This is a genomic window from Streptomyces sp. RB17, assembly GCF_009604455.1.
Classification (GTDB): Bacteria; Actinomycetota; Actinomycetes; order Streptomycetales; family Streptomycetaceae; genus Streptomyces.
Window position 1 is genome coordinate 1 of record NZ_WEGL01000016.1, and the last position, 24961, is coordinate 24961.

Here is a 24961-nt window from a genome sequence, read left to right on the forward strand (position 1 = left end):
CCACCGCCAGGCGGTCTGGTAGCTCACGCCCTGCCGGCGCGCCCACTCCGAAAGCTTCACACGATCAAGATACACAACAAGAGATGTCTACAGATGACTAGAAAATTTGTAGCAGCTATCACCCCCCGCCCCGCGCAGCCGCCCCAGCGCCACCCTTGCCCTCATGGTCGGCTATGGCGTCCCCCGAGCGAAGGGGACCGCGCGTAGTCCATACATGCGACCGTCCGGTTAGCATTCCGGCTGGTCACTGAGGAGAAGCAGGGAAGGAGGCATCGTGCTCGGCGTTCTCGGTTTGAGCGATGACGAGGAGCGGGTGTACCGCGTGATCGTGAGTGGGTACCGGTCCGCTCCCGAAGAGGTCGCCGCTCAACTCGGGCTGCCGGCCTCCGAGGTGGTGCCGGTTCTGCAAATCCTGCTGGACAAGCGGTTCATCAGCCGCACCTCAGGATATTTTGTACCCACGCCGCCGGATGTCGCGCTCGGCCCGCTGCTCGTGGACGGCCAGGCGGAGTTGGAGCGCGCGCGGGCGGCCGTTGCCCAGTTGGCCCAGGAATACCGCAGCAGCGCGCTGCTGCGCGATTCCACGCAGCTGGTCGAGGTGCTGACGGGCGCGGAGGCGATCCGGCAGCAGGCACTGAGTCTCCAACGAGACGCCCGGGAGGAGATGCTGTGGTTCTGCCGTGACGAACCCATTGCCATGACGGCGGGGGAGAACGACGAGGAGTTCCGTGCGCTGGCCCGGGGTGTGCGCTATCAGGTGATCTATGAGTCCGCACTGCTGGACGCGCCGGGTGCGACGGCAGACCTCGCAAAGGGGTTGCGCGCGGGGGAGCGTGCGCGGTCGATCTCGAGACTGCCGATCCGCCTGGCCATCGCCGACCGGTCGGTGGCGCTGTGCCCGTTGGGCGACGAGACGACCGGTGAACCCACCGCCGCGCTGGTCCGGGGAACCAGCCTGCTGGTCGCGCTCATCTCCCTGTTCGAGACCCACTGGGAGCGGGCGACGCCGGTGCGGGTCGACTCCTTGGACGGTGACGGACCTTTCGACGCGGACGAGCGTGAGCTGCTGTCCCTGCTCATCGGCGGGATGAGCGACAAGTCGATCGCCAAGCAGTTGCGCGTCAGTCCCCGAACGGTGCAGCGGCGGGTGCACGACCTGATGCGCCGTGCCCACGCACGAGGCCGGATGCAGCTGGCCTGGCAGGCGTGCAAGCTCGGCTGGCTGGACGACGATGCCGGGGACCTTGCATACGGCGAGGAAGAGCCCCCGGCACCGGCTCCGATCATCCGTTGAGGCGGTCCAGGGCGATCCGGTACACACCGCTGCCGCCCGTGCCCGCGAACAGCCACTCGCCGTCGGGCGAGACCAGGATCGAACGCACATCGCGGTCGGGCAGGTCGGTGGTGACATCGCTGAAGTGGGCACCACCGTCCACGCTGCGGACCACACCCTGGCCAGGCTCACCCTCCGCGTCGGCGGAAGCGGCGAACACCGTTCCGTCCGGGGCGAAGGCCGCATCGTCGTAGGTCGCCGCAGGGTGGCCGACGGCGTCGCTGAACGAGGCACCGCCGTCATGGCTGACCTTGAGCATGTCCTTGCCGACAACCACGATGTGATCGGAACGGCGAGGGTCGACAGCGACCCGCTCGACGTCCCCACTGAGCACCTTGACCGCGCTCGCGCCGGAGTCCTTGCTCAGGTAGAGCCCGGAGACATCGCCGATCCACAGCGAACCGCCGGCGCGGGGATCGACGACGACAGAGCGGACGCCCTGCAACCCGGGGATGGGGCTCATCCGCAGGGTCCGGCCGCCGTCCGTGCTGGTGTATAGACCGTTGGACAGGCCATAGGCCCCGACGTAGAGGTGTGACGGTTCACGGGGGTCGACGGCCATGGAGCGGGTCGCCCCGTCCACGAAGACCGAGTTCAACGGCTGCCAGGTGCCCCCGCCGTCGTTGGACCGCTCCAGTGCGATGCAGTAGTCGGGGCACAGGGCCATGCGCGCCCTGATCAGTCCCCGGCCCGGCACCACGGCGAGTGCGCCGATCGAGTTGCCCAGCGTGTAAGGCGACCGGCCGTTCCAGCCCCAGTTCTGGTAGCCGGCGGGAAGAGCCGTGGAGAGCGCTGCCCGCGAACTGTAGCTGTCCACGGATGTACCGGCGAAGAGAGCGTGGTCCGACACCGCCAGGGCGTCGACCTCGGCGGCGGGCACCCCGATGCGCTGGTAGCGGACGGAGTCGTACGTGCTGAAGGTTCCCGCGGGTCCCGTGACCACCTGCTCGTCCGGGCGGTCCGGGAAACTACCGAGGTCCTCGTACAGGTCGACCGCCGGCACGGCCTTCGGCCGGGGAGTCCAGGTGCGGCCGCGGTCGGAGCTGACCCACAGGTTCCTGCGCGCGGTGGTGGCGCCGGCAGCCGGCTGGAGCGTCTCCACCTGGATGTCACCGTTCGCGGTCAGCGCGCTGAAGACTACCCAGTCCGTGTCCCAGGGGCCCGAGAGCGTGCTCCAGCTGCTGCCGTTGTCGGTGGAGATGACCGCGCTGCCGTCAGGGCTCTGATCGGCTACGACGACCCCGCCGTGAGCGGACAGATGCTGCACGTACACGCTCGCCGGAAGTGAGAGCTTCCGGGCCTCCTGCGGCTGCGTCAGTGCGTCCGCGATCACGTAGAGCGACGTGGTCGTGCCGATGAAAAGACGGTCGCCGCTGAGCGCGAGCCGTTGCACATGGCCGGGCGAACCGGGGAGCAGCGTCCAGTGCGTGCCGTGGTCCAGGCTCTCCCAGACACCCGCCGTTCCTGCGGCGAAGAGCTGGCGCCCTGTGGGGGACACCACCACGTCGGTGATGTCCGTCGGGCTGTTCAGGACCGGCTGGAAGGTCTTGGCGCCGTCCTCGCTGCGCAGCACCGAGCCCAGATCTGTGCCCGGGGCGGTGGCCGCCACCCAGACCACGTCGGCGTTGCGGGGATCCGCCGCCAACCGGCGGCCGCTGGAGTTGCGGGGCCCCAGCCAGCCCGGCGCGCCCCACGTGACGCCGTGGTCATCACTGCGGTAGACGCTGTTCCCCGCGTTCGCCAGCACATACAGCCGGGATGGTGCGGCCGGCGTGAACGCGAGATGTCCACCGCTGGTGTCGGGGCCCATGGACTGCCAGTGCGCTGTTGCCGAAGTTTCCGCGGCATCCGCGACGCTCGGGGTCGCGCCGGTGGACACCGCAGCGGCCGCAAGGACAGTGCTGAAACTCGCGGCGAGCAACGCTCGCACGAGGGATTTCGAGTTCATGAGAGCAGCGTCGAACAGTGCTTTGCCGGCTGTCACCGCCTGGCGCTGGCCGAAACACGACGCGTCGCATTTTCGTCACGGCTGTCGGGGCCCCGGCGCGGTGGCGGCGTTCCGCCCGTTCCACGCCCTGCCGTGGTCGAAGATGTGCCCGAGCCCGTCCCACTGGGTCGAGCACTCCGGCGGCGGGCGGTCGGCGCGCGATCTCGGCGAGTGCGTCGGTCACTTCGTCGGCGGCGATGTGCTGTGCCCTCGGGTCCGGTCAGGCCCGGGGCACCGACGACGACGTCGGCGTGCCGGGCGAGGCGCAGGTTCGGTCTCGCGGGCCCGGTCCGGGCCGCCTCGGCCGGCCCAGAGCCTGGGGCTGTGGTTGGGGTCGTAGGAGACAGTGACGCCGTGACGGCGGGCGGCGGCCATGGCTTCGTCGGCGACGTCGATGGTGGTGTCGGAGAGGCCCGCGAAGATGCCGCCGGTGTGCAACCAGCGCGGCCCGGTGGAGAAGACCGTGTCCCAGTCGATGCCGTCGTCGGGTGTCCAGCGGATCGGTGAGGTGTCGACGCCGCCCTGGAGGGTGAGGTCCTCGATGAGTCGGCCCACGGCGTTGTCGGCGGTCCGCGCGACCAACGCGATGAGGATGCCGACCGGCCCACCGCCGGCCACGACGACCTTCTCGCCGTAACCTCGGCCCGGCCCACGTCGTGCACGGCGACCGCCGTCGGCTCGACCAGCACGGCACGGTCCAGGGGGAGGGTGTCGGGCAGCCGGATGAGCGTTGAGGCGGGCACCATCCAGTACTGCTGCATCGCGCCCGGGGAGTCGATGCCGATGAAGTCGAGGTGCCGGCAGATGTGCCGGTGGCCGGCGCGGCAGGTGTCGTCCCGGCGCAGCGGCATCACGGTGACCGCGTCCCCGGGCGCCAGCCCGCCGCGCCCGGGCCGACGCTTACGGCGCGGCCGGACATCTCGTGTCCCAGGACGGCGGGCGTCCGGACTCGGGCGTCCATGTCGGCGTGGAAGATGTGCAGGTCGGTGCCGCAGATGCCGACGTAGGCGGGGGCCGGCTCGCCCTCGTCCGGACCGGGCGGTGCGCTCAGTGCGGGAGCCGTGTCCAGGGAGCAGTGAAACGGACGGCGAGTGGCATCGTGTCGTCAGGGTCCCTTCAGCGCGGATGCCGATGGTCAGCAGACGCGGATGAGTGTCCGGCGCGGGTTCGTCGGCGTGTGCGATGGGTGCGCACGCCGGGGTGGGCGTGACGGTCAGATGGTGTGCGTGGCGCTGTCCGCGGCGACGTCGGCTTGTTCTGACACGGAGGGGAGGCGGTAGAAGGTGGTCGCGGTGCCGGCGAGCACCGCGTGGATGTCGGTGTCGGAACAGCCGTCGAGCAGTTCGTCCACGGTGGCGGCCCAGCGGTTCCAGCCGCCCGCGAGGTTCGCGACCGGCCAGTCGGAGCCGAACATCAGCCGGTCGGGGCCGAAGGCGGAGAGCAGGAGTTCCCACACCGGCCGGATGTCGTCGACGGCCCACCTCTCGTGGTCCGCCTCGGTGATCAGGCCCGACACCTTGCAGACCACGTGCGGGTGTGCGGCCAGCAGACACATGTGGCGTTCCCAGTCGGCCAGGTCACCGTCGGCGATCGGCGGCTTTCCGGCGTGGTCGAGCACCTGGGGCAGGTCCGGGAACCGCTCGGCCAGTCTGATCGCCTGGTCGAGCTGGTGGCTGCGGACGAGCACGTCGTAGCAGAGCCCGCGGTCCCGGGCCGCCGCCAACCCGCGTTCGACATCGGGGCGTTGCAGCCATTCCGGATCCGTCTCGCCTTGCACGAGATGACGCAGGGAGCGCAGATATGTACCGCCCGGCCCGGCGAGCAACCCGTCGAGCAGGTCGCCGATCCCCGGGGAGGTCAGGTCCGCCCAGCCGACCACGGCCTCGATCAGCGGCTCCTGCTCCGCGAGGGTGAGCAGGTCTTCGGTCTCGGGCACGTCCGGGAGGCACTGCACGGCCACCGTGCCGTGCAGACGGCGGCCCGCGATGGGCTGGGTGGCGGCGGTGCGCAGGTCACCGGGGGTGAAGGTGCGGCGGATCGATGCCACGGTGGGGTCGTTGAGCCAGGGTTGCGGACGCTGGTCGAGGTCCCACAGGTGGTGGTGGGCGTCGATGAGGACGGGGGCGGGGGTGAAGGTCACGGCAGGTTCCAAGTCGGTTCGGTCTGGTGCGGGCCGCGTCAGGCGGTGGCGTGTTCGCCTGGCGGGTTCAGGTGCCAGATCTCGGCGAGCTCCGTCCACTGGCGGGAGTCGCCCCGGTCGGGCCAGGGCTCCTGGCAGGGGTCGGTGAGCTTCCACCACTCCTGGGTCTCGGGGTCGGCTTCGAGGGTGGCCATGTCGGCCTCGAAGTCGTCGCCGTGGTACTCGAAGTAGGCGAACAGCACGTCACCGTGGAGGAAGATGCTGTAGTTGCGGATGTTCGACCGGTGCAGGGCGGCTTCGACGGCGGGCCAGACGGCCGAGTGGAGTTCGAGGTACTCCTCGCGGTGCTCGGGTCGGAGCCTGATGGTCTGGGCGACGCGTTTCATGCGGCTTCTCCCTCCGTGCCCGGCGAGGGCGGGCCTGCCGGGGTGTCGAACGGTGTGCGGTAGCTGGGTGTGTTGGCACGCAGCCGGAGGCGCAGGGTGATCCGGATGCGGGTGGAGGCGGGCAGCCGGACCGTCAGGAAGGTGTTGTCGCAGACCTGCTCCGACTCGGTGACGACCGGCTCGGTGTGGCCGTAGTCGTACATGTCTCCGATCCAGCCGTCGTCCACGCAGGTGGTGTACCGGACGGCGGTGATGGTGTGCTCGGCGAAGGCACCGGCCTGGACGATCACCGTGCGCTCGGCCTCGGGCGCGAGGTTCACCAGTTCCACGGTCGTCGCCTCGGGGTCGATGGAGGTGACCAGCGCGGCCACGTCCTGGGGGAGGCCGGCGCGGCGGGCCTCGGCGTCGTGGTAGCGCAGGCGGGCCTGCTGCAGGCCGCCGTTGTAGAGCACCTGGGGTCCGCCCCAGGTCAGTTGGACGAGGGCTTCGGTGGCCACCGGGTTGCACTGCTGCCACACATGGATGTCGGCCTCGGGCACGTCCAGGTCGCGGTAGCGGTCGATGCGGCGGAGCCGATGGCGGACCTGGGCCTGGGCGGTGGCAAGGATGCGCTCGGGATAGTCGGGGTCGTCGCCGGCGAGGAAGGCGAACCACGCCTTCTCGTGCCCGGACTCCTCCTTGGCCCGGAACGACCGGACGGTGCGCCAGTCGATGCCGTCGACTTCGCGCAGCCGTTCCAGCCGGGCGCGGTCGGTGTCGGAGGCCGTGTGGTGCCACAGGGCCACCGGCACGGGCGCGGTGACCGGGTTGTAGTCGAACCACCCCGAGTCGTTGTGCCGGAAGGGCAGGTGCAGTGTGGGTGTGTGGATGTCCGGGCCGAGCTCGACCGCCCACTTGGAGGGGAGGCTGGAGTCCGCCTCGGTGTGGGGCATCACCTTGCCGCGGCCGATGAGGGTGTCCAGTGAGGCCGCGACCATGGAGAGGTAGTCGTCGTCCCCGGTGACCGTGGCCGCCGCGAGTGCCGCCACACAGGCCGCGTGACCCACGCTGTGCCAGCCGTGCGGCCAGGACCAGCCGTAGTGGCCGCCGTACCAGCGGCCTTCCAGCAGGCTGCCGACGACGCCGTCCGGGCCGGCGTTGTCCGGGATGAGACCGTCGTTCGCCTCGGTGCGCTCCCGCCACGCGCCCACATACTCGACGATCCAGTCGCGGTAGCGGTCCTCGCCGGACAGGATCCAGGCGTTGAGGACCAGCCCGGCCGCGGCGAGGTTGACCGCGGTGTCGCCGACGCCCATCCGGTCCCGCATCTGCGCGCCGAGACGCGGGTCTGCGGAGAGAGGGTAGGGGCCGCCGTCGGCCTCGGGGATCCAGTCGAGCGGGAAGCCGTACGTCTGCGCTTCCTTGAGCAGCCAGGGATAGACGTCGCCGTCGAACAGGCCCGTGCGGTCGGGGTCGCTTCCGTTGTGCGGGCGGGTGATGATGCGGTGGGCGGGGTCGTAGTTGCCCTTGGCCTGGTCGACGTACAGCTCGGCGAAGCGCAGCGCGCGCTCGGACCAGCGGTCGGGAGCGGCCATGCACAGGAAGTAGAGCAGCAGCAGGCTCTCGCCCTGGTGGAACCAGTCGTAGCCGCGCTCGAACTCGTCGCGCAGCATGCCCAGTTCGGTCAGCTGCCGGGTCACGCCCTCCCAGTGCCGCTCACTGGCGGGCAGCAGGTCGTCGGCACCGCCGAGGAGGTACAGCTGGGGCCAGTTGAAGAACACCTCGTAGAAGTCGTCCACACCGTCGCGGGTGGTCAGCGGGCCGGAGTAGTTCAGTCGTCCGTCCGGGCCGGTGAACTCGCGGGCGAACCGGCGCCAGGCGTGGTCGAGGAGGTCGAACAGGGACCGCTGGGCCACGGCCCAGCCGGGTGGTTCGAGCAGCGGCACCCCCGCCTCGATCTCGGGTGGCGGGACCGGACGGTCGCAGGGGGCGTCCTCGGCCGAGGTGCCGTCGGCAGAGCGGTAGGGCATGGGAGATCTCCGTTCGGGGTGGGCGGCGGGACGGCGCACGCCGGGGACGACGGCCGGGTGGGCCGCTATTCCTTGGTGGCGCCGGCGAGCATCCCGCTGACCAGGAAGCGCTGCGCGAAGAGAAAGACGATCAGCACGGGAGCGATGGCCACGAGCGTTGCCAGAGCCAGCTGCGGGCGCTGGATCGCCAGGGCGCCGACGGCCGGATTGAACGACGGCACATTGCTGAGCAGGGTTCCGACCCCCACCTGGATGGGCATCTGGCTGCTCTCGGGGAGAATGACGTACGGCAGGAAGAAGTTGGTCCAGTTGGCCACGAAGCCGAAGAAGCCCACGAGCGCGATGACCGGGGTCGCCAGCGGCAGCGCGATGTGCCAGAAGACGCGGAACTCCGAGCAGCCGTCCATCCGTGCCGCCGCCAGCAGGTCCTTCGGTACGGCGGTGGTGAAGTAGATGTACGTCAGGTACACCCCGAACGGGTAGAAGGAGTACGGCAGGATGATCGACCACATCGTGCCGATCAGGTGCACCGCGTTGATCTCCAGGAACAACGGCACCACCAGGGTGGCGTTCGGCATGAGCATCACGACCAGCGTCGCGACCAGCAGGGCGTGCCGGCCACGGAACTCGGTCATGGCCAGGGCGTATCCCGCGGGAATCGCGACGCCGAGGGTGATGACCAGCGAGAGCACCGCGTAGAGGGCCGAGTTGCCCAGCCATTGCATGACGGCGTCGTCCTGGAACGCCGTGAGCCCGTGCCAGTTGGCTTTCAGCGCGTGCCACGACCCGAAGGAGAGCGGGTTGTCGTGGACCAGCTGCTGGTCGGTCTTGGTCGCTGCGAGGACGAGCCACAGCACCGGCAGCACGAAGAACACGACGAACACGGCCAGTACGGTGCCGGTCAGCAGCTGTGATGCCACGTTCCGCGGGGGACGGGAACGCCGCCGCTGCGGAGCCCGGTGCTGCGTTCGGCTCATGACGCTTGGTTCCCCTTCCGCATGTGGGGTGGCGGCGCCCGGGATGGCAAAGGACCTATTCGGCATCGAAGAACCCCGACCGTGCGACGAAGACGGTGGCGACCGACACGCTGACGACCAGGAGTTCCACCGAGACTGCGGCGGCGCCGTTGATGTTGTTCATCTGGAAGGCGAAGTCGTACGTCAGCTGGTTGAGCGAGTAGTCACGTCCGGCCACGCCCACGCTGGCGAGGGAGAGCAGTTGCGGCTCGACGAAGAGCTGGGCGCCGCCCGCGAATGCCAGGATCACCATGTACACGATCCACTTGCGGAGCATCGGGATCTGCACGTGCCAGGCCGTCTGCCAGCCGCCCGCGCCATCGATGCGAGCGGCTTCCATCACGTCCGTGGGTATGTTGTTGAGTGCGCCGTACATGACGACGATCCAGCCGCCCGCGCCGGTCCAGAACGCGATGATCGTGAACAGCAGGGGCAGGTTGCCGGGTGCGATCACCTCGCCGAAGGTGTGGAATCCCAGCGCGCCCAGCAGCGAGCTGACCGGGCTGACGGTCGGGTCGAGCATGAACAGCCACACCAGCACACTCGCGGCGCCGGCGAGCGCTCCGGGGATGTAGTAGAGGAAGCGCAGCACCTTGCCGGCGGAACCCGAGGCCAGGCGGTGCAGCAGCAGTGCCAGGGCCACCACGAACACCACCAGGGACAGGAGCCAGAAGGCGAGGTAGACGGCGACATGGCTCACGGAGTCCAGGAAGCGGAAGTCCTTCGCCGTGGTGACGAAGTTGGCGAAGCCGGTGACCGCGCCCCCGGCGTCCGTGAAGGCGAAGTAGACCGCGTAAGCGGTCGGAAGGACGCCGAAGGCGACCAGCAGGACCACGTAGGCGGCGACGAAGGCCATACCGGCCCGGCTCTGCCGGGCGGCGCCGCGACGGCGCCGGGTGGCAGAGCCGGCCGGGGAGTGGGTGAGGGTCACTGCGAGACCTTGTATCCGTTGGACTTGGCGTACTTGACGATGGAGTCCTGCCAGGCGGGCAGCATCGAGACGACGCTCTTGCCCTGGGTCAGGCCGGGCTTGACGCTGGCGGCCCAGATCGCCTCCTGGCTGAACTGCCCCGAGCCCCAGCCGGGCCAGACCTGGGAGGAGGCGGCCTTGAGGGCGCTCAGGTCGCCGGCGAAGTATCCGGAGGTGTCCTGCCCCTTCAGCCACGTCTCGGCCGCCGGCGCGTAGGCCGGGAACCCGGGCGCCTTCTCGCCCTGGTAGGCGTTGTCGGTGGTGACCCACTTCAGGAAGTCGGTGGCGGCCTTGATGTGCGCGGAGTGCTGGGACAGCAGCCAGGTGCCGCCGCCGACGTTGCCGGTGGACGGCGAGGTCTCCCCTTGCCACTGGGGGATGGGTGCGGCCGCGATCTGCTTGGCCGGCGTCTTGAAGGTGCCCTCGAACAGCGCGCCGCCGTACCAGGCCGGACCCGGCATGAGCAGCACCTTGTCGGCCTTGTTCTTGCCGAAGTCGGTGCTGAAGACCCCGCTGATGGACATGGACTTGTTCTTGATCAGTACGTCCAGGAGCTTGGCCATCTTGGTGCAGGCCTCGCTGGTGGTGTTCACCGACACAGCCTTCGGGCCGGTGATGTGGTTGCCGCCGCACTTGCTCGCCCACAGGTAGATCTCGGGGGTGAAGGCGTCGCCCGCGTCGCCCACGAGGTAGCCCGGGTGTTCCTTGGCCACCTTCTCGCCGAGCTGCTGGTATTCCTCCCACGTCGTGGGCACCGTGTAGCCGAACTTCTTCAGCAACGGCGCGTTGTACCACAACACGGCCTGGGAGAGGTCGTTGCGCAGGCAGTACACGGTGCCGCCCACCGTGCAGACGTCGTTGGCGCCCTTGGCGAAATTGTCCAGGGTCGCGGGGGAGATCAGGCCCTTGTTGAGCGGAGCGGCGAAGCCCGCGTCGACCGCCCAGGTCGCCTCGTTGTTCTGGGAGCTGAAGACCACGTCCGGCCAGCCCTTGCCGGTGCGGTTGAACAGCTGGACCTTGGTCTGGAGGTAGTTCGAGCCGTTGGCGTCGCCGTCGTAGGTGACGATGTCGAGCTTCACGTCCGGATGCAGCTTCTGGTACAGCTTCGCGGCGTCCAGACGGGTCGCGTCCACCCAGAGGGTCAACGCGCCGTCCTTCTGGGGCACCTGAGCGAAGCCGTCCTTGGTCGTCGTACCCGTGGCGCCGCCGCCGCAAGCAGTCAGGGTCAGCGCCGCGGTGGCCGCGCAGCCGGCCAGCAACGCCGCACGCCTCTTGCTGGACGCCCTCTCCCGGCCGGACGAAGGTTTGTTGACGGTCATGTGCGACTCCACTGGTTTCACAGGGCGCTCCGAGTAGATGAGCAGGTGGCGCGAGGATGGGGCGACGCCGGCCGTACCGGTCGGGCGTCGGGGACCGCGGACGGCCGTCCCGCTTGCCGTCGCGGAAGAAATTAGCCGCCTTATCAAGGGCTCCGTCAAGGGTTTGTGCGGCCCTTATTTCCAGCGATTTCAAGGATGTCGCTGCAGTGCACAGAGAGAATGTCCAATAAATCACCGTGTGTATCTATTTGATCTCCTGCTTCACTGTGAGGGCCTACCTGCTCGATGAGTACGACTCATCGAGCTTGAGATACGATGAGCGTGGCTCCACAGTGATCAGCCGCCCCAGTTGCGTCAGCCAGGAGGCAGGACAGATGAACGACACGCCCGCGGCCCAGGCGGCCGTGCCGACGCAGGCACCCACCGTTGAGGCGGCAGCGGTGAACGACGCGGAGGAGCGGCGTGAGTACCGGCCCGGATACGAGGTCGTGGCGGAGCGGATCCTCGAGTTCATCGCCGAGGCCCGTCTGGTGGCGGGGGATCGGCTGCCCACGGAGAACGATCTGGCCCAGAGGCTGAACACCAGCAGGGCAGTGGTGCGGGAGGCCGTGAAGATCCTTTCGGCGCTCGGCCGGGTCCGGGCGCACAAGGGTCGCGGACTGTTCGTGGCGGACGACGAAGGCATGCTCATCACCAGCCGCTGGGGCGGCTTCTTCCGCCCCGTCGACCTCGATCACGTGCTCATGCTGTTCGAGTTCCGCAGGGTTCAGGAGATGGCCGCGAGCAGTCTGGCCGCCACCCGTGCCACGCCCGCCGAGCTGCGAACCATCGAGGTGGCCATGCAGCAGTGTCGACACGGGTTCGTCCACGGTCAGGTCGACGAGTTCAACAAGGCGGACGAGGACTTCCACATGGGCGTCGCGGTCGCCTCGCACAACACCTTCCTCGTCAGCGCCGTGCGAGATGCGCGACGACTGCAGCGACAGTCGAGTGCGATCGGGATCCACGACAAACTGGGCGAGGGCACCGAGTCGGCCGTTGAGGAGCATGAGGCGATCTACCGGGCCATCCGAGACGGCCTTCCGGACGAAGCGGCCCAGGCCACGGCGGCGCATCTCGACAGGACGCTCGAGGACTACCGGCGAGAGATCCAGCGGCGCCTGTTCGGTTAGGTGACTGACATGATCGTGGGGCAGTGACTACAACCCCGATGGCCCGAGCCGTTTCGAGGATCTGCGGCAGCGACTGGAAGCGCACGTCGCGGATCTGGCTGTGTCTCCCGGCTCTCCGGGCAGGACCACCGGCATGAGGGCGGTCTGGGGATTCGGGGACGTGGGACATGCCCCAGCCACACTGGTGCGACGCGTGGGTCCTCACGGACTACGAAGCGGGCCTGTGCCCCATGCTCGACCACCTCGCGCAGTCCGGCGCCCGGCGGATCGGGCTCTTCCTGCCCCTGCACGACGACGCGTACCCGCGCCTGATCGCGCACGCCTACCGGGTGCTGGGTGCGACGAACACCGCATGCCCTCCCTCGTGCAGGAGTACGCCGATCAGCGAGGATCCGGACTACGCGACGACCAATCCGCTCGTCACCACCCTCAGCCTCAGCCCGGACCGCATGGGCACCGAAGCGGTCGACCTGCTGATCGCCGTCATCAACGCCCGTGGCGGTGTGGACCGGTGTCGGCTCGTGCAGCCGGTGCCAACGCCTCGCCGGTCCACACGGCGCCCGGCGACGGATGCACGACGAAGCGGACGACCTGAGTGATTCCAGTCACCGCAGGAGTCCTGCCACGCTCAGCCCCCGCGAGACTGGCCCGGATGCGGCCTGTCGGCGGCGTTCGCACCGTGGCGCAAGCCGCGGGCCGTGCACGATCCGGGGAAGAGACGCGATGCCCAAGCCTGCGAACCGAACGTGGCAGTTGGGGCGCCTTCGCTCCACGGTCGGCAGGAAGGAATGGCCGCCCGTAAGCACCCCCACCGGACCGGGACTCTCGACAGCATCACGAAGACCGTCAGCGGCAAGGGGCTCCGGCGCGAACTGCGCGCAACACGGCGCGGGTTGCATTGACGCCTCCGGGTCCGGTGCGGCTTCTGCCCTCTTCGGCATCGGACCCGGGGCTGGTTGTTCGTCAGCTCCAGGGGGCGGCGGCGAGCCAGCTGGTGTCCTGGGCCCATGACGACGGGTTGTCCCAGGCGTTGGTACCGCCATTGCTTGCGATGTAGCCGGTGAAGTTGTAGTGGCGGATGTACTTGGCCGGGTAGTTGAAGGACTGCAGGGAATAGCCCGTGCCGCTGTTTCCTGGCTTGGAGCAGAAGGTTGCGTCGGCGGCGAACTGGCTGGTGCCGGCATTGGGCTGGAGGTGGAGCTGGAACGCGTAGTGCCTGAGGTAACTGCCCGGTGTGTTGGCCGCCTCGAAGGAGACGCAGTTGCTGTTGGCCAGGCCGGCGCGGACGATCCAGGTGGCGTTGCCCTTGTCGGTGGCGGAACTGGTGGAGGCCACCGGCGCGATCACGACCTTGTCGTCGCTGGTGTCGTGCTGCAGGTAGTGGCTGGTGCAGCAGGAGGTGGTGGCCTGCAGTGACAGCTTCGCGCCCGGGGTGAAGGGGTTGGTGGTGGTGGTGCTGTAGCCGACTGCGGCGATGTTGGCCTGGACCGCGGCGTCGGTGGCGTCGGAGGGGTGGCGAGCTGCCGTCGGTTGAGTGCGCATAAGTGTGCAGGACCTGACTTTAGTTGCGTTATGATCATCACGTGAATCTGACTGAGTGGGCACGAGCGCAGGGGGTGAGTCCCCATACCGCGTACCGGTGGTTTAAGAACGGGACGCTTCCCGTGCCCGCTCAGCGGGTTGGGCCGCGCACGATCCTCGTGAACATCGACACCGCCGCGACGCCGGAGGCGATCGGTGGCCTGGGCCTGTATGCCCGCGTCTCCTCCCACGATCAGAAGGCCGACCTGGAACGTCAGGTGGCCCGGTTGTCCCAGTGGGCGGCCAGGACCGGTCACCGTGTCGTCCGCGTTGAGGCGGAAATCGCTTCTGGGTTGAACGGGGCCAGGTCGAAGGCGAAGCGGCTGCTGGCCGATCCGGCGGTGACCACGGTCGTGGTGGAGCACAAAGACCGGCTCGGCCGGATGAACGTCGAACTCGTGGAAGCGGCTCTGTCCGCGCACGGCCGTCGCCTGGTTGTCCTGGACGACGGCGAGGTGGAAGACGACTAGGTGCGCGATGTGGTGGAGGTGCTGACCTCTTTCGGCGCCCGCCTGCACGGGCGTCGGTCGGCGAAGCACCGTGCCCGCAAGGCCCTGGAGGCCGCGCAGCATGGCTGAGAAGAAGCAGCTCCGGCAGATCGCCCGGCCGTTCGTCGCCGACGGACCTTCCGGGGTGTCGATACGGGACCGGCTCAAGGGCCTCACGCCCGAGGACGAGAAGGTCTTGCGGGCCGTGGGCGAGCACATGGGCCGTCTCGCCTCCCTCGATCTGGCCCGGCGCTGCCGTGATGGCCTGGACCACTCCGCCGACACGTGGGCCGCCCGCAAGCGGGACCTGACGGCCGCCTCGTCGTCCCGGTGGGCCGGGTCGGTAACTTCCAACACCCACGATCAGTGGGGCCTGTCCCGCCGCGCCCAGCATCAACACCTCCAGTCCCTCGACGCCGGTATCCGCACCCTGCGGCACCGCCTGTCCCTCCCGATCGGGGAGAAGGGCAGCCGGGGCAAGCCCGGCGGCTACCGGTCCCGGCACGAGTGGTTCCACAAGACGCGCCGTCTGGCGATCCTCGAAGAGCAGTACGAGCGAGTGCGCGCCGAGCGTGAAGCCGGGAAGGTCTCCGTCGTACGCGGCGGCAGACGGCTGCTCAAGCAGCGCCACAACCTCACCGATCCTCAGAAGACGCCTGCGCAGTGGCGCGGCGAATGGGAGGCAGCCCGCTGGTTCCTGACCGCTGACGGTGAGTCCGGCAAGCGCTACGGCAACGAAACGATCCGCGTCACACCCGACGGCGAGATCAGCATCAAGCTGCCCGCCCCGCTCGCCGACCTGGCCAATGCCCGGCACGGCCGGTATGTGCTGGCTGCCCGCGTCGCCTTCCCTCACCGGGGCGGGGAGTGGCGCGACCGGATCGAAGCGAACCGGGCCGTGGCCTACCGAATCCACCTCGACGTTTCCCGTGACCGCTGGTACCTGGACGCGTCCTGGACTCGCAAAGACCTTCCCGTGATCCCGCTCGACAGCTTGCGGGCCGGAGGTGTGATCGGCGTGGACACCAACGCCGACCACCTGGCCGCCTGGCTGCTGGACGAGCACGGCAACCCGACCGGCGCACCGCGCCGCTTCGACTACGACCTCACCGGTACCGCCGACCACCGCGACGCCCAGCTCCGCCACGCCCTCACCCGCCTCCTCCACTGGGCGCGGGACTGCGGTGTGCAGGCCATCGCGATCGAAGACCTCGACTTCACCGACTCCAAAACCCGCGAGAAGCACGGACGCCGCAAGCGATTCCGGCAGCTCATCTCCGGCATCCCCACCGGCAAACTCCGCGCCCGACTGCTGTCGATGTGCGCCGAGGCTGGTATCAGCGTGATCGCTGTCGATCCCGCCTACACCTCCATGTGGGGGGCCGAGCACTGGCAGAAGCCCCTCACCGCCACGCGACGCCCCGCAAGCCGCCACGCTGCGGCCTCGGTGGCGATCGGACGACGCTCCCTCGGCCTGCGGATCAGGCGACGGACGGCACCGCCCCCACACCACCAGAGCGATGGTGTGGGGCATCGGACCGCCCAGGCCCGAACCGGCGACCGAGGGAGCGAGGGAAACCGCCCCCGCGTACCCGGACCACGGACACGATCCGCTGACGCTGGACGCGGAGAGAAAGCGGAGGACCAGAACGCCCAAGACCGTTCGGGGCGTTCGGCTGAACATGTGCAACTCATGCTCAGTCTTTAGGAACGGTTCACCTGCCGTGCGAAGCCCTGCTGCGGCGTTGGCGGAGCACCAGCACGGAGCCGGCGGTGAGGGCCAGCAGGCCACCGAGGCCGCTGTAGGTGACAGTGTTGCTCATCCCGGTGGAAGCCAGGCCGCCGGCCATGTTGCTCTGGGCCGGCCGGCCGACGGGTGTGCCGGCCGCCGTGGCCTGCGCTCGGGTGCCGATGGTGCCTGAGGCGGCGGCAACCGGCGCAGCGGCGGTGAGTGTGGCGGCAGTCGGTGTGGGGGCGGGAGACGGGGTGTGAGTGCGGGTGGCCGCCGACGCGGGTTTCAGCTGGAGAGTCGTGATCGAGTACGGGGGCAGCGTCTGTGCGGCCGCTGTTCCCCGCGTCGCCGTGGTCAGGGCGGTGCCGCCCTTGGTGTACGAGACGGTCCTTATCGTTCCTGGGGCCGGGGTGTATCCGGTGTAGGAGAGTGACACCTGTGCCGCGTTCTGCGGGTTCTTGTTGATCAGCATGACGTTCAGGCCGCCGTTGCTGTTCCGCACCGCGTGCACGGCGACCGACGGGTTGGCCGAGGACGCCTTGACCATGGTGGCGCCGGGCCGGGCCAGTGCGGTCAGCGAGCGGATGCCCCAGTAGGTGGGGAAGGGCGTTTCGCGGGCCGGCTCGCAGGTACCGCCGGAGCAGGATCCGACGGAGAGCACGCCCCCGTCCTGGTAGTCGGTCTCGCCGTTGACGGTGGTGGGCTTGCCCACCCCGTTGTGCAGGTCCCACCAGTCGACGTTGACGGCCCCTTGCTCGAGCCAGCTCATGTACGTGTCCGGCGCGAACAGCGCCGCGGCCTGGCTGGTCTGGGCCGGCGACATGGCGCTGGAGGTCTCGGTGACCGCGATCTTCACCGAGGCGGCGTGCGGGCCCGCGTAGGTGTGGAGCAGCGAGCGCACCGCGGAGGTGGTGCCGGCGATCTGGGCGGGGGTGTTCAGAATGTCGGCCGTGCCGGCACCGCTCGGGTACCAGTGGATGATCACGAAGTCGATCGACTTGCCCGCGATGGAGAGCACCGTGTGGTTCCAGTCGGCGTTGTCGCCGGAAGCTTTCAGCCCGTCCGGCCAGGAGCCCGGAGTGGTGAGCACCGCCCCGATCTTCACCTTCGGGTCCACGGCCTTCATCGCCTTCGCGTAGGCGAGCAGGTTCTTCGCGTATGCCGTCGGGCTCTTGTCGGCGTGGGTGTCGACCTCCCATTTGCTGCCGTAGTGCCCGTTGCCGGGGATCTCGTTGCCGATCTCCCAGTACTTCACGCCGTAGCCCTTGTCGACGTTGGCGTACTTGACCCAGTCGGCGGCTTCCTGCGGGGTGCCGGAACCGTAGTTGGCGGTGATGATCGGCTGGGCGCCGACCTTCTTCGCGGTGGCCATGAAGTGGTCGAAGTCGGTACCGGGCGCGGCCCAGCTGCCGCCGGTGACGGTATGGGTCTTCCAGTGGTAGGCGTCCGCGACCGAGCCGCCGGGGAAGCGCAACTGCCGGATCCCAGCCGCCTTCATCAGCGACGCCGCCGAGGCGTCGTTCATGTAGGCGTCGTAGACCGCTGTGTTGAGGCCGACCCCGGTGCTGGGCACCGTGCCCAGCGACGTGCCTGCGTCGACGGTGACGGCGACGGTCGGCGCGGCGCCCGCGCTGAGCGCCAGGGCGCCCGCGCCGGCCCCGGCCAGCAGGGCCGCCGCCGTCCCCGCCACGATGTGGCGGCGCGTTCGGCTACGGCGGTGCATACGGCCCTGAGGCATCGGCTGCTCGGTGGTTATCGGGTCGTCAGGTGACACGTGTGGCTCCCGATCGGAGTGCGTGGACAAGGGTGGCGTAGCGCGGCTGACTGCGCTCGCCGTGGTTGGTGCACCCCTAGGTGGCCGCTCGGGATGGAAAGGTTGCCGCCGTATCCGATGTTCTTCAGATTGCTTTCGTGCCGTGCACCGGTCGCCGAGAAATCAGCGTCGGGGCGGCAACCTTCTCGTCTCCTGCGGCAACTGGGAGCCGGAAGGTCGAGTCGAACTACCGGATGGATGGACATGAGGGCAACGAAGCACGCCGCGCCGCAACCGTGGCGCAGGCGCGGACTGGTCACGGGCATTCCCTTGGGGCTGCTGGTCGTTGGTGTGCTGGTGTGCCTGACTCTGACCGTCCTCACCGGGAGCGGATGCGGTGCCGGAAGGACAGCCGACGCGTCCGCCGCAGGCGCGCGGGCGGCCGCCCCGTCCGATGCCGGGTCCGCGGCGGGCGGCGGTGCGGGGGCGACGGTGCAGCCGACTGCCTCGGCCAGTCCGACGAGCCGGGCCTCGGCCACGCCGTCGTCTTCGGTTTCGGCCACTGCGACGGCCTCGGCCACCGGTGCCGCGCCCGTGACCTCCAGGGCGGCGGCCCTGGCCGGACGGATCAAACCGGCCGTCAGCAACCAGGGGGTCGCCACCGCCTACGCCGCTGGTGACGGCAGCGGCTCCTGCCTGTACGGGCCGTCCGACGACCTGATGATCGCGGCGATGAACGTCACCGACTACGAGTCGGCCAAGGCGTGCGGGGCCTACGTGCTGGTCCGCGCGGCAAGTGGGGCCACCGTCACGGTACGGATCGTCAACGAATGCCCGTGGCCCTGCGCGCCGGGGCAACTCGACCTCAGTCGGCAGGCGTTCGCCAAGCTCGCCGATCTGTCGGTGGGTCGGCTCCCGATCACCTGGTCGCTGCTGAGCCCGGACCTGCCGGGCAGGATCGCCATCCGGTACAAGACCGGGTCCACCAAGTGGTGGTGCGGGATCCAGGTGATCGGCCACCGGAACCCGGTGGCCGCGCTGGAGGTGCGGACCGCCGGCGGCTGGCGGCGGCTGCCCCGCACCGACTACAACTACTTCCTGTCCGCCGATGGCACCGGCTGCGGCGGGGCGCTCAGGATCAGCGACATCTACGGGGAGCGGCTGACCGTCGACGGCATCGCCGTGCGGCCGGACGTCGTGCAGCCGACGGGCGTCCAGTTCGCCCGGCATTGACCAGACCGCCGGTCAGCCTTCAGCGGCCCGCAACCGAGCACGACCGCCGTTCGTATCCCGGGCTGGGCACTGTTAGGCTGCGCCCCCCGTTGTTGTTAAACGCGCAACCAACGCGCGCATCATTGCCAGGAGAGGGCGACCGGGGGATGCTCCTCGATGACGCGTCCGCGGAGTTCCACGAATTCTTCGAACGCCACTATGCCGAACTCGCCCGTCTAGCACACCTCCTGACCGGCGAGACCGACGCGGCGGACGACCTCGCGGCGGATGCCCTGGTCGCTCTGTGGCAGCGCTGGGACCGGTTGCGGCAGGCCGACCACCCGCTCGCCTACGCCCGCGGTGTGGTGGCCAACCTGGCGCGGGGACGGATCCGCAGCGCGGTGCGCGAGCGACGCCGGATCACGCTCTTCTGGTCCCGCAGCCCCGAGAAGGTGGAGGGGCCGGACATGGCGGCCGTGCTGGACGTCCGCGCGGCGCTCGCCCGGCTGCCGTTCCGCAAGCGCGCCTGCGTGGTGCTGCGGCACGCCTTCGACCTGTCGGAGAAGGACACGGCGGCAGCGCTGGGCATATCGGTCGGTACGGTGAAGAGCCAGACCTCGAAGGGAATGGCCGAGCTGGAAAGGATACTGGGCGTACGAGCGGTCGGGGACCTGGTGGCAGGGAGGAGGAACCGGTGAACGAGGAGATCGCCCGTCGGCTGCGCGAGGCCGCCGAGGCCCACCGGCCCGACCGTGCGAGGATGCTGGCCCGGGTGCAACGCGGCGTGGCCGGCCCCGCCGTCCGTCACCGCGCGCGGCCGTTCGCGAGGTCCGGGACCAGGGTCGCGCTCGCCGGGCTCGCCGCCACCGGCATCCTGGCGACCGGCGGCCTCGCCGTCGCCGCCATCGTCGCGCACTCGTCGCCGTCGGCCACTGTGACCACGCCTGCCACCCCGGACCCGACCGTCAGCTCCCCGCACCCGACATCGACCCGCCCCACCCCCGTCGCGCCGGGCCCGGCCACTACCCCGGGCAGCGCGCGCCCGACTCCGCCGGCCACCAGTCCATCGCCGGCCGCCGGCGGGAGCCAGAACGGGGCGCTGTGGTCGGCCGGCTCGGTGGACCCGCACAGCACCGTCTACTGGACGCAGAGCAACCTCGCCCTCAAGACGACCCAGCCGCTCACCTCGCTCACGGTCGAGATGCGGATCGTGCAGACCGGCGGAGTGAAGAACACCGGCACCTGGCAGACCCTGCCGAGTGCTGACTTCACCGTCACCGCCCAGGAGGCCGGCGGCACGCTGGTCTACCGCTGGGTCCTCAAGCCGGGCCTGACCGTGCCGGCCGGGAGCTACGAGTTCGCCGCCCAGTTCAACAACGGCACCGGCGTGCGCAGTGCCGCGGGCGACGGCTACCGCGTCGACGCGCACGGTTCGGGCGGCTCCGCGTCGGTCCGGGGAGGGTTCGTCCCGACCCGGTGAACGCCGTTGTGCGGCAAGGGGACGAGTTCCCTTGCCGCACAGCTCGATGGTCGAGCAGATCCCGGTGAGGCGCCCCCGGTCGAGTACCAGCGAAGCAGGTGTTGCCGGGTCGGCTACCGGCCCGTGGCGAAGACCCGCACGTCCCAGGTTCCCGAACGCCCCGCCAGTCGCAGCAGCACGGCCGATCATCATGTCGCAGCGATCGGCAACCGCGCGAGAGCACAGGCGCAAGCGACCGCGGTCGCCAACCGCACACCGGCTCCCACCAGGGCGGACAAGTCTTCGGCAAGGGCACCGCCCGGCCAGGGCAACCGCCCATGGTCAGGACACGACGGAGCGCTGGGGCACGGTGGCAGCGTCGGTCGGCGTGGAGCGGGTGGCGTACTGCGGTACGGGGGCGTCGTCGCGGCCGGTGTCGCGCACGAGTCCGTACCGTTCGCGGTCGGCGGGGTTCGGAGCCGGGGGAGTGGCGATGTCGTCGGCTGTCTCCTGCCAGGAGGAGGGCAGGACGTCGAGGTTGTAGTCGGCCTGGGTTTCGTTGAGGTGGAGTGTGACACTGCCGTCGAGGTAGTAGTACTCGTTCTGCCACATCTGCTGGGCTCCCGGCGGCAGGATGATCAGTCCCTGCTGCCTGTTGCCCATCCAGGTGCCGCCGGCGGTCGCGCCCGGCTGGCGGTCGTCCATGCGGTGGCCGCCGCCCGAGGCCACGTGGAACAGCCTTCCTCGCAGTCCGGTCCACGAGGGCATGGTCAGCAGCCCGGGGCGCAGCCCGTACATCACGTCCCAGTGGACGGTGAAGTAGCCCTTCCCACGCAGTACCACCGTGTCCCCGCGGTGGACGAGCTGGTAGCCGTCCAGGTGCCTCTTGAGCCCCGTCATCGTCACCGTGGTCTGCGGGCGGTGCGGCAATGCTGCGGGCGGCCGGTCCGGCGGCGGCGCGCTGTCCACGGTGTCGACCACGGACCCGTAACGCGGCCGGGGCGAGGGACGCGAGACGGCCGAGCCCGGAACCGGTGCCGGCCGCGACGGTGATGCGGATGCGGTGGGCGAGGCCGCGGGTGCCGGGCTGGAAGCCGTCGGGGCGGTGGCCGGACGCGCCGACGGGCTGGACCATGGGGCCGTGTACACGAGCGCGCCGCCGCCCACGGCGAGCAGCGCACTCGCCGCCACCACCGCCTTCGCGGTGAAGCTCGTCCCCGTGGTCCCTGCCGTCCCCGCCGTCGCGGAACCCCCGCCGCCTGAAGTGGCCGCGGTGCCGGCGTGGTCGGCCGCAGCGGCGTGCGTTCCCGCGGACAGCCACGGGCGCCAGGCCAGCAGTGCCGCCGGCACGGGCAGGAGGGCCAGGGGCGCCAGCAGTCCTTCCGGGGCCAGCATGCCTTCCTCGTGGCGCACGCACCGCGGGCACTGCCGCACATGGCGGCCGAGGCGTTTGCGCCACAGGCCGCTGGGGGCCCCGTTCCAGTCCAGGGTCAGCCGGGTCAGTTCCCCGCATCCGGGCCTGGCCGCGAGGGCTCGTACGATGACGCGGGAGATGTGCAGGCGCTCCTTCATGCGTTGCACCCGTACCGCAGCTTGATGGCCGGTCATGTCCAGAGCGGAAGCGAGCTCGGCCCGGGCGAGCCGGCCGGCCGTCTCCAGCCACCACAGTGACAGCAGCTCCCGGTCGTCCTCGTCGAGCCAACGGGTCGCGCGCAAGGACTCCTCGCGCTGCCCGGACAGCCGCAGGTTGAGGATGACCCCCTCGGCGAAGTCGGCGGCCGGGTCGGGCCGGTGCTCAGCCGCGTCGAACGCCGCTCCCGTCGTCTCCCTCCTGCCGCGCCTGCGGATGTGGTCGCGGACCTCGTTCACGGTGATGGTGATCACCCAGGATCGGAACGCCTCCGGGCGCTCCAGCCCCCCGATGCCACGCAGGATGCGCATCATCGTCTCCTGGACGATGTCGTCGACGTCGTCGCGGTACGGGTGCGCACGCGCCGCGACGCTGTAGACCAGCGGAAGCGTCCGGGAGCTGAGCTCTTCCAGGGCGCCGCGTTCGCCGGCCTGAGCCGCGGCGACCACGTCGGCCGCGGGCGCGGCATGCCTTGGCATCGGGTCTCCCTTCGACCTGCCGCGGGTATGAAGCCCCGCTCGCGCCGACCGAGCCAGGTTGCGGGGGTCCTCGGGCAACCGCCGTCGATATCACAGACACCGCGGCAGCGATGCCATCGTAAGGGTGAGCGCTGAACAGCCATGGGCGGGCCGGTGGAATCCGTGGCGGCCGGGGATCAGCGGGAGTGACGCGGGGCCGTACGCAGACGCGAGCGGCTGCGTACGAAGACGAAGACCGCGGCGACGCCGGCGAGTACGACGCCCGCCAGTCCTGTGACGGTCCACAGAGCACCGAAGTTGCTGCCGGTGTCCGCCATGGCGCCGGCGGAGGCGCCCAGGGGCGTGGCGGCTCGGCCGCTCTGGGCGGGGGAGGGCGCGGGTCCTGTCGCGGCGGAGGACGGGCGTGCGGCCGTGGTGGACGTGAGAGCGGTGAGCACGGTGTGGGCGCCGGCCCGGCTGACGGAGAAACGCGCCCCGCCGACGGCGAGACCGGTACCGGCGATTGTTGCGGTCGCCGAACCGACGGTCAGCTCGGGGGAGTTCCGGGAAAGGAGGATCTTCGCGCCTGTGACGACCTGTAGCTTGCGCAGGGTCGTGTCGCGTGCCTTGCTGAGGTCCAGGACGGCCGAGGGACCGGTCAGAGCGACCGCGTTGGATGTCCGCAAAGAGGTCCCGGAGACGATCAGGCTGCCTTTGGCCACGGTGGTGGCGCCGGTGTAGGCGGCGCTGGTGACGGTGGTGGCCGCGGCTCCGCTCTGCGTCACCGATCCGGCACCGGTCACCGCCGGGAGGGAGGTGGGAGTCCTGGTGTTGCGGAGCACGAGTGAACCGTCGTCGATCACTTTGTCGAGGGCTCCGCCGGTGTAGAGGCTTCCGTCGCCGCCCGCGGTCCCGGAGCCGAGACGGAGGGTCGCACTCCTGCCGATGGTCGTGGATCCGTCGTAGTACTGCGCTGCTGCGAAGGTCACGTCGTTGCCGCGGGTGCCGGCGATGACGATGTCCCCGGCGCCGGGAGCGCTGAGGGTGTCGTGATACATGCCGCCGCCGATGGGCGCACCCAGGGTTACCGGTCCGTTGTAGTCGAAGGTGAGCCGGGAGCGCTGCCGTCTGGCGTGCAGGTTGATGTAGACCGTCTGTGCCGTGCCGGGCATGAAGATCCGGTGTGTGGTCCCGTCGCCCCACTGGACGTCGGCGCCCTCGATGTTGGTGCCGCGCTTGTTGAGTTTGTGGGCCACGGGTCGCCAGTTCAGTCCGGGGTCGCTCAGCGAGGGCGCCGCCCCGTCGCCGCTGTCACTCCAGCTGTAGACGCCGGTGAGGATCACCTTGCTGCCCGGCCGGGAGTGCACGTTGACGTCGTTGCCGTACTCGTGGCTGTAGAAGTTCTGCCGCTGTACGACAGTGTGGTTGAGCGGGGTGTCGATGATCCATGAACCGCGGTTGACGACGGAGCGGGCGTTGGGCAGGTCGGCGGCACACGTGGTGCTCGCGAAGTTGACCCCCGTGCCGTTGTCGAGGATGCCGGAGAACGGGTTGGTGCCGCAGATCTGGAGCGCTCCCCACATGTTCCGGGGCTGGGTGACCAGGCCGGAGCCGCTGATGATGCCCAGGTTGAACAGCCGGGTCAGCGACAGGCGCAGTGTGCCGTCGACCCGGATGTTGTCCTGGTTCTGCTGGTAACCGGGCGTGTTGTACGGGAAGGACCCGATCAGGCCGGTCGTACCGCCGGTGCCGTACTGGAGGGTTGCCCCCGCGTCCACGGTGACCGCGGGCTCGTCGGGACTGTCGACCACGACGTACGGGTGGTTGTCGCCCGGGATCTGGACCCTCTGGTGCTGCCGGGAGTGCGGCAGGGTGAAGGTGCTGTCCTTGGCGAGGACCAGCGTGCCGGTGCCGGACACGCGAAGGGCTCCTTCACCGCTGATCACACCGGTGTACGTGTGGGTTCCCTGCGGGACGCGCACGACCGCGTCGCCGGTCAGGACGACATCACGGTTCGCCAGGACGGCGGAGGTGATGTCCCCGTCTGCGGCGACTGCGCTGCCCACCGCAACCACCGGTGTGACGGTTCCCGCGACGAGAGCCGACGCCAGGACAAGGTGCCAAGAACGCTTCATCGAGTCAGGTGCTTCCTGGAGTGCTGGTGATCCTTACGGACGTGAAGACCGGTGGCCGGCCACGGGGATCTCAAAAACCCGGAGAAGTTCTCCGTTCCTCCTACGCCGCCCATCCGGACCTGGCCGGCTCGAATGAGGGCCGTGTGCTCGCCGCCTATCGGGGAGGACGAGGCGCCGTGGA

The 24961-nt window shown here is 69.7% G+C and carries 18 protein-coding genes and 2 pseudogenes; 8 read left to right on the forward strand and 12 right to left on the reverse strand.

Translation table 11 applies throughout. The features are described from left to right. Nucleotides 1–274 precede the first annotated feature (274 nt). The gene (locus tag SRB17_RS41735) at nt 275–1294 is read left to right on the forward strand and encodes a helix-turn-helix domain-containing protein (protein ID WP_323377492.1); all 1020 of its coding nucleotides are present in this window, start codon (nt 275–277) and stop codon (nt 1292–1294) included. On the opposite strand, the gene SRB17_RS41740 is transcribed toward SRB17_RS41735, so the two are convergent. The 8 genes and pseudogenes from SRB17_RS41740 to SRB17_RS41775 form a co-directional block, all read right to left on the reverse strand. Beyond that, nucleotides 1284–3143, reverse strand: a complete 1860-nt coding sequence (locus SRB17_RS41740) for a WD40/YVTN/BNR-like repeat-containing protein (RefSeq protein ID WP_194294317.1) — start codon at nt 3141–3143, stop codon at nt 1284–1286. The two genes, SRB17_RS41735 and SRB17_RS41740, sit on opposite strands and share 11 nt — an antisense overlap. Before the next feature lie 714 nt (nt 3144–3857). Then, nucleotides 3858–4389, reverse strand: a pseudogene (locus SRB17_RS41745) (alcohol dehydrogenase catalytic domain-containing protein); the annotation flags it as partial. Between the two features lie 144 nt (nt 4390–4533). After that, nucleotides 4534–5460, reverse strand: a complete 927-nt coding sequence (locus tag SRB17_RS41750; protein ID WP_323377493.1) for an amidohydrolase family protein — start codon at nt 5458–5460, stop codon at nt 4534–4536. Nucleotides 5461–5498: 38 nt separating this feature from the next. Further along, on the reverse strand, nt 5499–5846 hold the full coding sequence (locus tag SRB17_RS41755) for an L-rhamnose mutarotase (RefSeq protein WP_153546950.1): 348 nt from the start codon (nt 5844–5846) through the stop codon (nt 5499–5501). Next, a complete protein-coding gene (locus tag SRB17_RS41760; protein WP_153546952.1) occupies nt 5843–7855 on the reverse strand; it encodes a hypothetical protein in 2013 nt (670 codons plus the stop codon). Before SRB17_RS41760 ends, SRB17_RS41755 begins: the two co-directional genes overlap by 4 nt. Before the next feature lie 65 nt (nt 7856–7920). Beyond that, nucleotides 7921–8775, reverse strand: a complete 855-nt coding sequence (locus tag SRB17_RS41765) for a carbohydrate ABC transporter permease (RefSeq protein ID WP_323377494.1) — start codon at nt 8773–8775, stop codon at nt 7921–7923. Between the two features lie 112 nt (nt 8776–8887). Continuing rightward, nucleotides 8888–9802, reverse strand: a complete 915-nt coding sequence (locus SRB17_RS41770) for a sugar ABC transporter permease (RefSeq protein WP_323377495.1) — start codon at nt 9800–9802, stop codon at nt 8888–8890. Next, entirely contained in the window at nt 9799–11160 is a 1362-nt protein-coding gene (locus SRB17_RS41775) for an ABC transporter substrate-binding protein (RefSeq protein ID WP_153546956.1), read from the reverse strand. The genes SRB17_RS41770 and SRB17_RS41775 overlap by 4 nt, the downstream gene beginning before the upstream one ends. Nucleotides 11161–11534: 374 nt before the next feature. On the opposite strand from SRB17_RS41775, the gene SRB17_RS41780 reads away from it, so the two are divergent. After that, nucleotides 11535–12332 (forward strand): FadR/GntR family transcriptional regulator, encoded by a 798-nt coding sequence (locus tag SRB17_RS41780; RefSeq protein WP_153546958.1) that lies wholly within the window; start codon nt 11535–11537, stop codon nt 12330–12332. Between the two features lie 167 nt (nt 12333–12499). Beyond that, the gene (locus tag SRB17_RS41785) at nt 12500–12931 is read left to right on the forward strand and encodes a hypothetical protein (RefSeq protein WP_194294318.1); all 432 of its coding nucleotides are present in this window, start codon (nt 12500–12502) and stop codon (nt 12929–12931) included. A 364-nt stretch (nt 12932–13295) separates the two neighbouring features. Here SRB17_RS41785 and SRB17_RS41790 read toward each other — a convergent pair whose 3' ends face one another. After that, nucleotides 13296–13874, reverse strand: coding sequence for an AbfB domain-containing protein (locus SRB17_RS41790; RefSeq protein ID WP_323377496.1), 579 nt, complete (start codon nt 13872–13874; stop codon nt 13296–13298). Between the two features lie 41 nt (nt 13875–13915). On the opposite strand from SRB17_RS41790, the pseudogene SRB17_RS41795 reads away from it, so the two are divergent. Together SRB17_RS41795 and SRB17_RS41800 are read left to right on the forward strand one after the other, a co-directional pair. After that, nucleotides 13916–14491: pseudogene (locus tag SRB17_RS41795) on the forward strand (IS607 family transposase). Then, on the forward strand, nt 14484–16109 hold the full coding sequence (locus SRB17_RS41800) for an IS200/IS605 family accessory protein TnpB-related protein (RefSeq protein ID WP_153546960.1): 1626 nt from the start codon (nt 14484–14486) through the stop codon (nt 16107–16109). Before SRB17_RS41795 ends, SRB17_RS41800 begins: the two are co-directional and overlap by 8 nt. A 7-nt stretch (nt 16110–16116) precedes the next feature. On the opposite strand, the gene SRB17_RS41805 is transcribed toward SRB17_RS41800, so the two are convergent. After that, nucleotides 16117–17907 carry a cellulose-binding protein gene (locus SRB17_RS41805; protein ID WP_323377497.1) on the reverse strand — a complete coding sequence of 597 codons (1791 nt, stop codon included), beginning with the start codon at nt 17905–17907 and terminating at the stop codon, nt 16117–16119. 573 nt (nt 17908–18480) lie between these two features. Between SRB17_RS41805 and SRB17_RS41810 the strand changes: the two genes are divergently transcribed. From SRB17_RS41810 to SRB17_RS41820, 3 genes are all read left to right on the forward strand, one after another. Beyond that, a complete protein-coding gene (locus SRB17_RS41810; RefSeq protein WP_323377498.1) occupies nt 18481–19119 on the forward strand; it encodes an expansin EXLX1 family cellulose-binding protein in 639 nt (212 codons plus the stop codon). Between the two features lie 146 nt (nt 19120–19265). Further along, nucleotides 19266–19796, forward strand: coding sequence for a SigE family RNA polymerase sigma factor (locus SRB17_RS41815; RefSeq protein WP_153546964.1), 531 nt, complete (start codon nt 19266–19268; stop codon nt 19794–19796). Beyond that, nucleotides 19793–20578, forward strand: coding sequence for a hypothetical protein (locus tag SRB17_RS41820; RefSeq protein WP_323377499.1), 786 nt, complete (start codon nt 19793–19795; stop codon nt 20576–20578). Before SRB17_RS41815 ends, SRB17_RS41820 begins: the two co-directional genes overlap by 4 nt. Nucleotides 20579–20899: 321 nt before the next feature. Here SRB17_RS41820 and SRB17_RS41825 read toward each other — a convergent pair whose 3' ends face one another. Both SRB17_RS41825 and SRB17_RS41830 read right to left on the reverse strand, forming a co-directional pair. Then, nucleotides 20900–22666 (reverse strand): RNA polymerase sigma factor, encoded by a 1767-nt coding sequence (locus SRB17_RS41825; protein WP_153546966.1) that lies wholly within the window; start codon nt 22664–22666, stop codon nt 20900–20902. A 176-nt stretch (nt 22667–22842) separates the two neighbouring features. After that, complete coding sequence (locus SRB17_RS41830; protein WP_228396610.1) at nt 22843–24780, reverse strand: autotransporter; 1938 nt, start codon at nt 24778–24780, stop codon at nt 22843–22845. Nucleotides 24781–24961: the final 181 nt, after the last annotated feature.